The sequence below is a fragment of the Sinobaca sp. TMA16-18 genome, from assembly GCF_059510535.1.
Genome location: NZ_JCAKFM010000003.1, coordinates 334,174 through 347,271, shown reverse-complemented (window position 1 = coordinate 347,271; position 13,098 = coordinate 334,174). Strand labels below are relative to the sequence as shown.

The 13,098-nt window shown below is 44.1% G+C and carries 17 protein-coding genes; 9 read left to right on the top strand and 8 right to left on the bottom strand.

Annotated features, from left to right (window positions below; genetic code table 11):
* Positions 1-140 precede the first annotated feature (140 nt).
* From alaS to AC5W14_RS08005, 7 genes are all read left to right on the top strand, one after another.
* Positions 141-2,780 (top strand): alanine--tRNA ligase, encoded by a 2,640-nt coding sequence (gene alaS, locus AC5W14_RS08035; protein WP_496194081.1) that lies wholly within the window; start codon positions 141-143, stop codon positions 2,778-2,780.
* Between the two features lie 153 nt (positions 2,781-2,933).
* Complete coding sequence (locus AC5W14_RS08030; protein WP_120193588.1) at positions 2,934-3,206, top strand: IreB family regulatory phosphoprotein; 273 nt, start codon at positions 2,934-2,936, stop codon at positions 3,204-3,206.
* Positions 3,199-3,630 carry a Holliday junction resolvase RuvX gene (ruvX, locus tag AC5W14_RS08025; RefSeq protein WP_496194080.1) on the top strand — a complete coding sequence of 144 codons (432 nt, stop codon included), beginning with the start codon at positions 3,199-3,201 and terminating at the stop codon, positions 3,628-3,630. Before AC5W14_RS08030 ends, ruvX begins: the two co-directional genes overlap by 8 nt.
* A gap of 15 nt (positions 3,631-3,645) precedes the next feature.
* A complete protein-coding gene (locus AC5W14_RS08020) occupies positions 3,646-3,930 on the top strand; it encodes a DUF1292 domain-containing protein (protein ID WP_496058807.1) in 285 nt (94 codons plus the stop codon).
* A 118-nt stretch (positions 3,931-4,048) separates the two neighbouring features.
* Entirely contained in the window at positions 4,049-5,170 is a 1,122-nt protein-coding gene (gene mltG, locus AC5W14_RS08015) for an endolytic transglycosylase MltG (protein WP_496194079.1), read from the top strand.
* A 194-nt stretch (positions 5,171-5,364) separates the two neighbouring features.
* Positions 5,365-5,841 carry a transcription elongation factor GreA gene (greA, locus tag AC5W14_RS08010; RefSeq protein ID WP_496058950.1) on the top strand — a complete coding sequence of 159 codons (477 nt, stop codon included), beginning with the start codon at positions 5,365-5,367 and terminating at the stop codon, positions 5,839-5,841.
* A 203-nt stretch (positions 5,842-6,044) separates the two neighbouring features.
* The gene (locus AC5W14_RS08005) at positions 6,045-6,800 is read left to right on the top strand and encodes a YrrS family protein (RefSeq protein ID WP_496194078.1); all 756 of its coding nucleotides are present in this window, start codon (positions 6,045-6,047) and stop codon (positions 6,798-6,800) included.
* Positions 6,801-6,877: 77 nt separating this feature from the next.
* Here the strand turns inward: AC5W14_RS08005 and AC5W14_RS08000 are convergent, their stop codons facing one another.
* On the bottom strand, positions 6,878-7,093 hold the full coding sequence (locus tag AC5W14_RS08000) for a DUF2536 family protein (protein WP_496058804.1): 216 nt from the start codon (positions 7,091-7,093) through the stop codon (positions 6,878-6,880).
* Between the two features lie 104 nt (positions 7,094-7,197).
* Here AC5W14_RS08000 and mtnN point away from each other — a divergent pair, with 104 nt between their 5' ends.
* Positions 7,198-7,914 (top strand): 5'-methylthioadenosine/S-adenosylhomocysteine nucleosidase, encoded by a 717-nt coding sequence (mtnN, locus tag AC5W14_RS07995; RefSeq protein WP_496058803.1) that lies wholly within the window; start codon positions 7,198-7,200, stop codon positions 7,912-7,914.
* Here the strand turns inward: mtnN and AC5W14_RS07990 are convergent.
* The gene (locus AC5W14_RS07990; RefSeq protein ID WP_496194077.1) at positions 7,896-8,516 is read right to left on the bottom strand and encodes an NUDIX hydrolase; all 621 of its coding nucleotides are present in this window, start codon (positions 8,514-8,516) and stop codon (positions 7,896-7,898) included. The two genes, mtnN and AC5W14_RS07990, sit on opposite strands and share 19 nt — an antisense overlap.
* Before the next feature lie 105 nt (positions 8,517-8,621).
* On the opposite strand from AC5W14_RS07990, the gene AC5W14_RS07985 reads away from it, so the two are divergent.
* Positions 8,622-8,819: a YczO family protein gene (locus AC5W14_RS07985; protein WP_496058801.1), complete on the top strand. Its 198-nt coding sequence runs from the start codon at positions 8,622-8,624 to the stop codon at positions 8,817-8,819.
* A 45-nt stretch (positions 8,820-8,864) separates the two neighbouring features.
* Here the strand turns inward: AC5W14_RS07985 and AC5W14_RS07980 are convergent, their stop codons facing one another.
* From AC5W14_RS07980 to AC5W14_RS07955, 6 genes are all read right to left on the bottom strand, one after another.
* The gene (locus tag AC5W14_RS07980; protein WP_496058800.1) at positions 8,865-10,847 is read right to left on the bottom strand and encodes a prolyl oligopeptidase family serine peptidase; all 1,983 of its coding nucleotides are present in this window, start codon (positions 10,845-10,847) and stop codon (positions 8,865-8,867) included.
* Between the two features lie 378 nt (positions 10,848-11,225).
* Positions 11,226-11,522: a HesB/YadR/YfhF family protein gene (locus AC5W14_RS07975; protein WP_496194076.1), complete on the bottom strand. Its 297-nt coding sequence runs from the start codon at positions 11,520-11,522 to the stop codon at positions 11,226-11,228.
* 110 nt (positions 11,523-11,632) lie between these two features.
* A complete protein-coding gene (locus tag AC5W14_RS07970) occupies positions 11,633-11,905 on the bottom strand; it encodes an HU family DNA-binding protein (protein WP_120193451.1) in 273 nt (90 codons plus the stop codon).
* A 106-nt stretch (positions 11,906-12,011) separates the two neighbouring features.
* Entirely contained in the window at positions 12,012-12,359 is a 348-nt protein-coding gene (mnhG, locus tag AC5W14_RS07965) for a monovalent cation/H(+) antiporter subunit G (RefSeq protein ID WP_496058798.1), read from the bottom strand.
* Positions 12,340-12,621 (bottom strand): Na(+)/H(+) antiporter subunit F1, encoded by a 282-nt coding sequence (locus AC5W14_RS07960; RefSeq protein WP_496058797.1) that lies wholly within the window; start codon positions 12,619-12,621, stop codon positions 12,340-12,342. Before AC5W14_RS07960 ends, mnhG begins: the two co-directional genes overlap by 20 nt.
* Positions 12,621-13,097 carry a Na+/H+ antiporter subunit E gene (locus AC5W14_RS07955; protein WP_496058796.1) on the bottom strand — a complete coding sequence of 159 codons (477 nt, stop codon included), beginning with the start codon at positions 13,095-13,097 and terminating at the stop codon, positions 12,621-12,623. The genes AC5W14_RS07960 and AC5W14_RS07955 overlap by 1 nt, the downstream gene beginning before the upstream one ends.
* Position 13,098 lies beyond the last annotated feature (1 nt).

Here is a 13,098-nt window from a genome sequence, read left to right as displayed (position 1 = left end):
CAAGCGTTCAAGTTGACGAAGTGTATTCTTCGTAAACAGGGTGGTACCGCGAGTAATCTCGTCCCTGCGTCCAGGGGCGGGATTTTTTTGTCTGCATAATTTTATGATTAGATTGGCTAAATCCAAGGGGGAACCAACAGATGCAACAGCATACTTCAGCACAGGTAAGACAGATGTTTTTAGATTTTTTTAAAGAAAAAGGACACGATATTGAACCGAGTGCTTCGCTTGTTCCAAGTGAAGACCCAACGCTTTTATGGATCAACAGCGGCGTAGCTACGCTGAAAAAATATTTTGACGGCCGTATCGTGCCGGACAATCCAAGAATCGCAAACGCTCAGAAGTCCATCCGCACCAACGATATTGAAAATGTCGGAAAAACCGCCAGGCACCACACGTTTTTTGAAATGCTTGGAAATTTTTCAATAGGCGACTATTTTAAAAAAGAAGCCATTGAATACGCGTGGGAATTCCTCACGTCAAAAAAGTGGATCGGTTTTGAACAGGAACGCTTATCTGTTACTGTGCATCCGGAAGACTTTGAAGCATATGATTTATGGAAAGATGTAGTCGGCCTGCCGGAAGAAAGAATTATCCGCCTGGAAGAAAACTTCTGGGATATCGGCGAAGGCCCAAGCGGACCGAACACGGAGATTTTTTATGACCGCGGTCCCGAATACGGCAATAACGAAAAAGATCCGGAGCTTTATCCCGGCGGGGAAAACGACAGGTACCTGGAAATATGGAATCTCGTATTTTCCCAGTTTAACCATAATGCGGATGACACGTACACGCCGCTGCCCAAAAAGAATATAGATACAGGAATGGGACTCGAGCGGATCGTTTCCGTTATCCAGGATGCACGGACCAACTTTGACACGGATTTATTTCTGCCGATCATGAAGGAAATTGAAAGGTTCGCCGACGTTCCCTACGGCCAGAAAGAAGAGTCGGATGTATCCTATAAAGTGATTGCCGATCACATTCGTACCGTTGGGTTTGCTATCGGAGATGGGGCGTTACCATCCAATGAGGGACGCGGCTATGTGCTGCGACGCCTGCTTAGAAGAGCAGTTCGCTACGCAAAGCTGATCGGCATTCATGAGCCGTTTATGTTTCAGCTGGTGCCGGTCGTTGGAAGTATAATGAGAGAGTATTACCCGGAAGTACAGGATAAAGAAGCTTTTGTTCAAAAAGTTATTAAAAATGAAGAAGAGCGGTTTCACGAAACACTCAGTGAAGGCCTGCATATTCTGTCCGATATTATGAAAAAAGCAGAAACAAATGATACGACGATTATACCGGGAGAAGAAGTATTCCGTCTGTATGACACGTATGGTTTTCCTGTAGACCTTACAGAAGAATACTTGACGGAAGCCGGATTCACCATGAACCGCGACAGTTTCCAAACAGCTATGCAGGAACAGCGCACCCGGGCACGGGCGGCAAGGAAATCGACCGGTTCTATGCAGACGCAGGATTCGCTGTTATCGGATTTGAAAGAAAAAAGTGAATTCATAGGATACAATCAGCTGGCAGCCCGGACTACGGTCAGTGCGCTCATTCATGACAAACAGTCTGTGGAGGAAGTCTCGACAGGAGAAACAGCTCATATTCTGCTGGATCATACGCCTTTTTATGCAGAAAGCGGCGGACAGACTGCCGACACTGGAGTCATTACGACAGAGAAGGCCAAAGCGGAAGTCACGGATGTGCAGAGAGCACCGAACGGCCAGCATCTGCATGCTGTTACGATTAAAGAAGGAACGCTGAAAAAAGGAGACCTGGTCCAGGCTCAGGTGGATTCGTATACAAGAAAAGATATTGTAAAAAACCATACCGCTACGCACTTAATGCACCAGGCATTAAAAGATGTTCTGGGAGAACATGTGAACCAGGCCGGATCACTGGTTACTGGAAACAGACTGCGCTTTGACTTTTCCCATTTTGGACAAGTAAAGGCAGAAGAGCTGAAAGAAATCGAACGAAAAGTAAACGAAAAAATTTGGGCGGATATTCCTGTAGTCATTGAAAGCAAAAAGATAGACGAAGCAAAAGCAATGGGCGCCCGGGCGCTCTTTGGGGAAAAATACGGCGAAGATGTACGCGTCGTTCAGATTTCCGACTACAGCATTGAATTGTGCGGCGGGTGCCATGTAAATAATACGGCTGAAATCGGTATTTTTAAGATTGTCTCCGAAGCAGGGACAGGCGCTGGTGTGAGAAGAATTGAAGCGCTGACCGGTCAGTACGCATACGGACATATGAACAGCCAGATTGAAACGCTTGAACAAGCAGCCGAGCTGTTAAAAGCTAAATCTATTGATGATGTGCCCGGCAGAATTGATGCGCTGCACCAGTCATTAAAAGATCTGCAGCGTGAAAATGACTCCATGTCGTCCAAACTCGGCAATGCAGAAGCGTCCACTCTATTGAATAAAGTAAAGCAGGTAAATGGTGTTTCTGTAATTGCAGAAGCAGCCGCCGCGAAAGATATGGATGCTATGAGAAATACAGTAGATGAATTAAAACAACAGCTGGGATCCGGTGTTGTGGTGCTTGGAGCAGTCAATAACGGTAAAGTACAGATTGTAGCAGGGGTTACAGAAGATTTAATCAAAAAAGGATACAAAGCTGGAGATCTTGTGAAGCAGACGGCAGCTATCTGCGGAGGCGGAGGCGGCGGACGTCCCGATATGGCACAAGCCGGTGGACGTAACCCGGACAAGCTTCAGGAAGCACTGGATTCTGTGCCGGGTATGGTGGAATCTATTTCCTAAACGCTTTGAAATGTTGTACAATGGTACACGAAGAGACAGGTGAACTATTTCTTTAAATGCATAATCATAGCATGTCTGCCTATATTCTATGGAAATACAAACAGAACAGTTTCTTTCATTAGAAAAGACAGGCAGATCGAAGGAGGCAGCATGGTGGATCCGAAAGATAAAACCGTAAAATTTAACGTGCAGGATGAATTATCCACCGATTTGCAAGCGGAAGAAGTCCTTTTAAAAGTATATGATGCGTTGAAAGATAAAGGCTACAATCCGATTAATCAAATAGTAGGCTATCTTCTCTCCGGCGATCCTGCCTATATTCCCCGCCATAACGAAGCAAGGGCACTGATCAGGCGGCTGGAAAGAGATGAACTGCTGGAAGAATTAGTACGGTCATACGTACAAAAAGGCGGCGGAAATGGATAGAATACTCGGACTTGATGTTGGATTAAAAAGAATCGGCGTTGCGCTTTCTGATCTGATGGGCTGGACTGCCCAGGGGCACGACACAATTCACTTAAAAAGCAGCGCCACAGAAGAAGCGTTTCCGGCGATTAAAAAGATGGTAGATGAAAATGAAGTGGCTGTTGTCGTAGTAGGACTGCCTAAAAACATGAATGGCACTATTGGACCCAGAGGGGAACAGTGCCAGGAGTTCGCAGCGGCACTGGAAACGTATATTAATATTCCTGTTGTTCTCTATGATGAAAGACTCACAACCCAGGCTGCCCAAAAAACACTTATTCAGGCTGATGTCAGCCGGAAAAAGAGAAAACAGGTAGTTGATAAAATGGCTGCTGTGTTAATATTACAGGGATACCTTGACAGGAATCAAAATTCTTTACAATAAATGGAGGCGTTATTTTTGTCTGAAGAAGAAACAGAACGCATTGTAATACCCGACGAAGAAGGAAATGAACATTTGTTTGACGTTCTTTTTACTTTTCCTATTGAAGAACTGGGCCATTCTTATATAGTGGTCACTGCTTCCGGAAACCAGGAAAGTGAAGATGAAGAGATTGAAATTCTGGCATTCCGCTATCAGGAAGGCGACAATGAGGACGATATCGCACTAGAAGAAATAGAAACAGATGAAGAGTGGGACATGGTTGAAGAAATGATTAATACGCTTGCGGATATGGAAGAATAGCAGCAGGCGGGTCTGCAGTACAGAAAAGCGCTGCCCCTGTTTTTACAGGGCATGAGCGCTTTTCTTTGTACTTTTTTTAGGTATGACGGAATATTCAGTATGAAGAAAGGGGAGTCCCGTGGAAGAAACTAATCACCCCAAAAGAAAAAGACCGTTTTTAAAGAAAAAAAGATCCATTGTATTTTTATCTGTTCTTCTGATTTTAATTCTGGCGGCAGCCGCTGGCAGCTGGTATGTAATGCAGGCTATGAGTCCAGTAGACAGCAGTGGGCCGGAAGAAGTAGACATGGAAATAGCACAGGGAGATTCGGCCGCTGATACAGCAGCTATGCTCGAAGAGAATAACTTAATACATAGCGACGCAGTCTTTCGATATTACTTAAGAGTCACAGCAGATTCCACTATTCAGGCCGGTCACTACATGTTTTCACAGGATATGACGATGAGAGAGATCGCCGGGCAGCTCGAAGAAGGGCCAAATGCAGAACCCGGTATTGCCTTTACGGTGCCGGAAGGAGTCTGGCTCGAAGATATTGCGGCTGTTATTTCCGAGAATACACCTTATTCGGAAGAAGAAGTAGCTGCCGAATTAGACAGCCCTGAATTTATAACGGAGGCTGTAGAGCAGTATGATATTGTAACAGAAGAAGTAGATAATGAAGAAATACTTTACCCGCTGGAAGGATATTTGTTTCCTTCCAGGTATGAATTTTTTGATGAAGAAACAGAGCTTAAGGTCATATTGCATGAAATGATTGAACGTACAGAAGAAAGTATGGTAGAATACGCTTCACAAATAGAGGAGAGCGGCTACACCGTTCACCAACTTTTAACGATCGCCTCTATTGTAGAAAGAGAGGCCCAGTATGACGTGGACCGGCCGCTGATTGCAGGGGTGATTGAAAACAGGCTGGACGCGGATATGCGTCTGGAAGTAGACCCTACTGTTGCTTACGCTATAAGGGAACACCGTTATATGACGTCATATGACGATCTGGACACGGAATCCCCTTATAATACGTATCGGAACGCCGGCCTTCCACCAGGCCCGATTGCAAGCCCGGGGCTGGCATCCATTCAGGCGGTGCTGGAGCCGGAAAGCACGGACTATATTTTCTTCTACGCCCGTCCTGGTGGAGAAGTGATTTATAATGAATCCTTTGAAGCGCATCAGCAAACCCAGGAGCAGTACCGCAGTGAATGGGAAGATGGAAGGCAGCAGGAGGAAGAGATTGATTAAAATCCTTCTATGAAGGGAAAGTATAATAGTAGGAGAAATCTATTTCCAAATTTCATCAATTTTAATTGAAATATGGTAAAAAAATGAGTATGATAATAACAATGGAAATAGAGACATCGCTTACATTTTTAATGGGAATTTACGCACGAACAACTTTAGAGCTTTTAAGCTGAGAAAGAGGAGTGACCATGGCAATGGCAGAAGAAAAGCAAAATTATATGACTGAAGAAGGTAAAAATAAATTAGAGGAAGAATTGAATTTCCTTAAAACGGACCGCCGCACAGAAATTGTAGAACGCATTAAGGTAGCGAGAAGTTTCGGTGACTTATCCGAGAACTCGGAGTACGATGCTGCAAAGGACGAACAGGCTTTTGTAGAAGGACGTATCGGACAAATTGAAAACATGCTAAAAACGGCTATCATGATTGAGGAAGACAAAAGCAACAATTCCGAAGTAGCTCTCGGTAAATCTGTCACTTTTAAAGAGCTTCCGAATGGCGAAAAAGAAATGTACACTATTGTCGGCAGTGCTGAATCCGATCCGCTGGAAGGCAAAATATCAAATGATTCTCCTATGGCTCAAAGCCTGCTTGGCAGAAAAGTCGGAGAAGCTGTTATGGTTAACACTCCCGGCGGCGAGATAGAAGTAGAAATTATTGAAGTGAGCTAAACCATACAAGCAATCACTGCCGCTGAAAAAGCGGCAGTTTTTTTATTTGGAACCAAATAGGACATATTTCCCGGTTTCCGGCTGGTTACATATTTTACAATTGTGTGTGAAAAGTTTAAAAATGATAAATTCTTTTAGATAACATTGTATAATAGGAAAAAGTAGTGTAGTTTTTTTATTAGGATACATAAGGAAAGTGGCAGGTGAATAATGAAATGGATAGAAATAACCGTGGATTTGGTGAAGAAAAAAGATACGGCATGCGTCGCAAAAAAAGAATGAACCGTCTTTTAAATGCAGCGATAGCTATAGTAGCAGTCCTGATTTTGTTTTTCTCTATTACGCTTCTTTTTACAGGGAATGACGAGGCTTCTGACGAAGAAGAAAATCAGGACCAGACAACAGAACAAACGGAGACAGAGGATACAGAACAGACAGAAGAAGAGATGACGGCTCCGGAGGAAGAGCCGGAAACTTCTGAATCTGAAGAGGCTCCGGAATCATCAGAAGAAGCGGAGCCTGCCCAGGAAGAAGAAACGAATACGACAGAAGAAACAGAAAGCAGTACACAAGAAGAGCAGGTTACAGACGAGCCTGCCAGTACAGAAGAAGACGAAGAGACAGCGGAGCAGGGGCAGGAAGAGCCTTCTTCAGATGCTGCAGAGCAGGGGGAATGGGAGCCGGTTGGCACAGAGCAAAGCGGATCTTTCAGCCCAAGCTTTGATAGGGACGGCCAGAATTGGGCCGAAATGGTGACTGCACTAAGCGCAGCGACCGGCTTGTCTGAAGATGAAATGACGATCTACAGACTGGAAAACGGAGGAAGTCCGACGACGGCAGTCGGAACCGTATCCACGAGTGAAAACCGCAGCACTCCGTACCAGGTAGAAATGGAATTTGTCGAAGGCCAGGGCTGGCAGCCGACAAACGTAGAAGTATTAAGCAGCAACCCTTATTAAAATGTAGTTGATCCAGCAAACCCCCCTCACCGATAGTGAGGGGGGTTCTGTGCGGCAGCTGTCATTTTCAGGCAGGCTTACCGGGAAGGGGCAGCCTTAAAATGAACAGAGGCAGTAAATACCGGACGGCCGTACTCGGGATGATAGTAGACGTGATGCTGGACGTGGTGCACTTCAAGCATAATCGCTTCGTTGACTTCGATTTTCTGCTGAATGGCATCTTCTAATTTTTTTATGTGATCTGCTTCAAAAAACTCAACTTTATCTTTTAATGGACCTACGCTGATATTCAATAGAATGAACCCTCTCTTTGTCTAATTGTAGAAAACAATTGCCGTCTAATAGTATAATGGATAAGTTGCAGTGAACCGAAAGCAAATAAAAGGAGCTGGGTAGAATGAAAATAGGAATTATAGGAGCCATGAAAGAAGAGGTAGAGATTCTTCAACACTCGCTGTCTTCCTTACATAAGAGTACGAAAGGCGGATGTATCTTTTTTGAAGGCACGATAGACGACCAGGAGATCGTGCTGCTGGAATCAGGGATAGGTAAAGTAAATGCAGCAATAGGCACTACTTTATTAATTGATACCTATGCACCGGATGTAGTTATTAATACAGGCTCTGCAGGTGGATTCGATCCTGCTTTAAAAGTGGGAGATCTGGTCATTTCTACAGAAGTACGCTATAACGATGTAGATGCCACCGTATTTGGTTATGAGTTTGGCCAGGTTCCTCAAATGCCGGCTGCTTATCCTGCAGATGAGAGATTAATCACAATGGCTGAAAATGGAGCTGCAGCAGGCGGTCTCCAGGCAGCCTCCGGGCTGGTATTATCAGGAGACTCTTTCATGAGCAGCGAGGTCAGAGTGAACGAACTAAAAGAAATGTTCGAAAAGCCGCTCTGCTCAGAAATGGAAGCAGGAGCGATTGCTCAGGTCTGCCACCGCTTCCAGGTGCCATTCGTGATAACACGTTCTTTAAGTGATATTGCCGGATCCGAAGCAAAGCTTTCCTACGATCAGTTTCTCGTGACCGCCTCCAAGCATTCAGCAGAACTTGTTATTCATATGGTAGGACAGCTGGCAGAAAATAATCAACCGTTTGTAACCTGAAGAAAATGACGGAGAAGCCTGGCCGTCAGTCCCCAAATAATATAGTCATTGTATTCGTAAAAATATTCGGGAACGGTGGCAGTACGCCAGGAATAGTTCTCTCCTCCCGGAATGAGAGAGAAGGGAAACGAGTCTTCCGGCTGTACTTGTAAATATATATTATGTTTAACCGGAGGATTTTCGTGAAAATAAGCAAGCGGCACAGTGAACAACTCACCAACTTCAGCCGGGTTTGGCGAAAGCACCGCAGATTGGGAGATATGGCCGGCAAACGCATAAATAATATGATTATACGGGGTCACGAGTTTATCCAATGAACCTGCGAGCGTAATATCATTCCGTTTAACCCCTATTTCTTCCATTACTTCACGGATGCATGCTTCTTCCTCGTTGGCATCCTCTGCATCTACTCTGCCGCCGGGAAAGCATATTTCGCCGGGCTGGCTGTTCATATGCGCAGCACGTACTTCAAACAGCACATGAGGCGCCCCTTCTTTTTCAATAATTGGTATCATTACAGCTGATTTATGAAAGTGATCTTCCCCGAGTATGCGGGAAGGTCTCTTTTTTATCTGCTCAAACATTTGATCTAATTGATTCAAGAGACATTCTCCTTTCTCCTTTCTATGATACCAAACTATAACGGGAAAGGAGAATGTTTTCATTCAGGGTGCGGGTGGTATAGAAGAGAAAGGAGGCTGTTACCAATGAGTGATCAAGATAAAGAGAAAGACATCAAAAAAGACGTAAATCAGGAACAACCGCCAACTGCTTTTGAGGATCCGATGCCTTTAGAAGATATCAAACAGGAAGAACGTGACACAAAAAAGAAGCATAAATCAAAAGATTCTTCTTCCAGCCAAGTGAAAGATAAATTAAAAGATAAGCTAAAAGGAAACAAATAATAAAAAAAGCTCCGGCCTGCAGATAATGCAGGCCGGAGCTTTATATTACAGATAACGATTAAACCATTCTGCCATGTATTTCAGGCGGTGAATACGAAGCGCGGGAGGGCCGCCGCGGCTCAGCTCGTGATTGGAGTGCGGAAACCTTAAAAATTCCACCGTTTTATCAAGCTTTTTTAAACCGATAAAGAGCTGTTCTCCCTGTTCAATCGGGCAGCGGTAATCCTGTTCTCCATGCATGATAAGAAGAGGGGTGGAAACATGATTAATATACTTAAGCGGGGAGAAATTCCAAAGTTCTTCCGGACTCTCGGGGAGGCTTTTCTTTAATTCCCACTCTGTGAAAAAGAAGCCAATATCACTTACGCCTTGAAAACTAAGCCAGTTGGAGATAGAACGCTGCGTGACAGCGGCTTTAAAGCGGTTTGTGTGTCCTACTATCCAATTCGTCATAAAACCGCCGTAGCTGCCTCCTGTGACGCCCAGGCGGCTTTCATCAAGGAAAGAGTACGTCTTAAGCACGTAATCAACAGCACTCATTAAATCGGTATAGTCTTTTCCGCCGTAATCGCCGCGGACGGCATCAACAAAAGATTGGCCGTATCCGTGGCTTCCACGGGGGTTCATGTATAAGACAGCGTATCCCTGTGCTGCCAGGTACTGCATTTCGTGAAAGAAGGTATTGGCGTACATTGCGTGCGGGCCGCCGTGTATTTCAAGTACCAATGGATATTTCTGCCCCTCTTCAAACTGGGCAGGGCGCATCAGCCATCCTTGAATTTCCCAGCCGTCCTCTGCTTTAAAAGAGAGCGGTTCCGGAATCGATATATCTACTTTGTTTAAAAATTCATTATTTACATCTGTCAGCCGCACATGTGCTTCTGCCTTGCGCTGTATTTCAAAAAAGTCGCCAGGGTTGGAGGGATCGCTTATGCCGACTATAAAAAAGTCTTTTGCCGCATGATAGGAAAAGCCGAATAAATGATTTTCTTCTTCATGCACGGCTTCGATCTCGCCCAGCATATCCATTTGATAAAGCCCGGTACTGCCTCTTTCACTGGCGAGAAAATATATATGTTTCTGATCCCTTGACCAGACCGGACCTGGATTAGGATGGGAGGAGCGGACATCCCCGATAGCGGCATCGCCAATCTGCACATCCCATTTCAGCGTCATACAAGTATTTTCTTTTGTATGCGAATTGATAATCCATACCTGATTAATGGTCGCACCTTCGTATTCGAGTTCATGGCCGATGGCAGAAATGTACTTTCCATCACCGGACCAGTTCGCCATCGTGAAAACACCGGTTGACTCCGTCATTTTTTCCAGTTCTTCCGTTTCCAGATGAAGTACAAATAAATCCATCACCGACGATTTGTCTTCGTCTTCATTACGATTTGCACTGAGTGCCAGACGTTTGCTGTCAGGAGCCCAGCTTAGCCCGGAATGGTCAAAAGGCCCTTTGGTTAACAGTCTTGTCTTATTGGATTTCAAATCGAGCAGAGCAGCATGCTGCCTTGTCTCATCATGAAAGCCCTTTGCATCTGATTTATATTTCAGGCGGTTCACTAAAAGCGGTTCCATGGATTTTTTGTCTTCTACCGGCTTGTCATCTGCAAGAATCGCTGTAGAATCAACTGCTGCAATAAAAGCAATGGACTGACTGTCCGGAGCCCAGGCGGCTTCCGTAATGCCGCCTTTCACATTCGTATATCGGCGGGGTTCTCCGCCGGCTGAGGACATAAGCCAGATCTGGGTACTTCCGGAGCGTGAAGAAAGAAATAAAAGCTCGGAGCCATCCGGTGCCCATTGCGGGCTGTGGTCCCGTACTTCACCAAATGTCCACTGCACCGGCTTGTCATCTGTCAAATGCTGAATATAAATATGAGAATAATAAAGGTCCTCTTCGCCGGCATGTTTTTTAACAAAAGCGTATTTTGTTCCTTCTTCTGATATATGTGGTTCACTCACTACAGCAATCTGCTTAAGATCTTCTGCAGCAATCGGTCGTTTTTGTAAAGACACAGATACTCATCTCCTTTGATAGCAATTCATTAGTATGTAAGTCTTATGTATTAAGTATAGTAAAATAATGTAGGAAACACAATCACTCTTCAGGATAAATAGTTTGGTAAGAAAAAGTGAAAGATTATCTTACATATTTGATGATTTGTCTGCATTAACTCCCTATAATTACAAATAACAGGAAGTCATTCATCCCTTTTGAAGGAAAATCGGTTTCGTTCAAAAGGTTTCTGGCTCACCCTCCAGAGTATTAATGTTTCCTGTAAGCCGTGAATAACAGGCTCTCCTTTAGGCATCACTCTCTCTCCCTTTGAAGCCATTGCCGGATACCGGCAATGGTCCTTTTTCATTTGCAGGGCATACCCGGATCAAAAATAATTAATCCGGTACATATTCAAATTCGATTTCATTTATTTTTCTGCTGAATTTAATATGAAGAGAATGATCCTTGAAATACCAGGCATCCTTTTGCTCAATAAAAAAAGTAATGCCGTCTTTTTCCATTTGAGTAACGGGGGTAGAGGGAACAGATACTTCTACACCGATTGAAAATCCGGCAATAAGCTGGGGGCTTCCGCCGTAACGAACGTAAAAGCGGACCGCATCATTTTTATTCAGGTTCATTTCATCTAAAAACCATTTAAATGCGGGCTGGGTCATTGTAATATTCATCATTTATACCTCCTATGTGTTTACCATACTATTCCCTTCCAAGCGTGCATAAAACTATGTAAAAAAGGATCTGACAGCGTCAGATCCTTCTTTGATTCATTAATATTTGTAAATTAGTTAACAGCGTCTTTTAACTGCTTACCTGGGCGGAATGCTGGGTTTTTAGTTGCAGGAATTTTGATTTCTTCACCTGTTTGCGGGTTGCGGCCTTTACGGGCTGCACGCTCGCGTACTTCAAAGCTGCCGAAGCCTACAAGCTGAATTTTGTCACCCTTTTTAAGAGTGTCTGTGATGCTTTCAAATACAGCGTCTACTGCTTTAGAAGCATCCTTTTTTGAGATATCTGCTTGTTCTGCTACGGCGTTAATCAAATCTGTCTTATTCATCAAAAAACTCCCTTTCATTCCTAGTAATGTATAACTTCACTTACAAATTTACTCATGAATCCTTGCTATGTCAAGTGTTCAGCGGTAATTCGTCAAAATTAGCCCCTTATTCTGCCTTTTTTTTATCGTATGACTCCGTTAAATCGTCATGTGTGCTCTTGTTCCATAATGGAACTCCAGTACGATGGGCAGAGCGGCTCATGATCTGTGCCCCAACGGGTGCCGTTAAAAACACGAATAAAATAGCCAGTAAAATTTTGCCAATAAACTCCGCTTCAATCACCCAAAAGTATAAAAAGGTAGCAAAAACTAAAAATGCGATGCCTAGAGTGGCGCTTTTCGTCGCTGCATGGATTCTTGCGTAAATATCAGGAAGCCTTACCAGGCCGATTGAGCCTAAAAGACTAAAGAAAATGCCGATGATAATTAAAATACTAATCAGGATTTCTATCAATGACTAAGCCCCTCTCCCAATATTTTGCCAGTGCAACGGAGCCTATAAAGGCAAGAATGGCAATCAACAATACAACTTCTGAGAAAGCAGCTGTTTCTAAAGACATCATCATAAGTCCAACAAAGCCTACCATGTTAAGCCCGAATGCATCAAGAGCTACAATACGGTCGGGGACAGTCGGTCCTATGACAACCCGGTATGTGCACAATACCAGCGAGACAGCCATTGCTATTAGAGCGATATTTACTACAATATCCAGCATTACTTTCTCACCTCCAGAATAGCTTTTTCGAATTTATTTTGGACATCTTCAATCATGGCCTTACGGCTCTCGATGTCGATGTTGTGAATATAAATATACTTACTGTCCAGCGAGTAGTCCATAACAAGAGTACCGGGCGTTAAGGAGACAAGGCAGGACAGCAGGCTGATTTCCCACTTCTTTGTTAAATTGGTAGGAACAGCGACAATACCGGGCTTGTGTTTAAAAGTCGGGCTCAGCACAATCTTCACCATATCGATATTGGCAATGAAAAGTTCTTTTATAAAGAGCCAAAGCAGTGCAAAAACTGCTTTGACACGCCGGAAATAAAACTCAAACGGCAGGATTTTCTGAAGGATGTACAGAACACCAAAGCCGATAACGTAGCCGATGATAAAATCTCCGATGGTGAAGCTGTTCTGCAGAAGCACCCATATAAATGCAATGAATACATTTAATACAATCTGAAAGGCCATG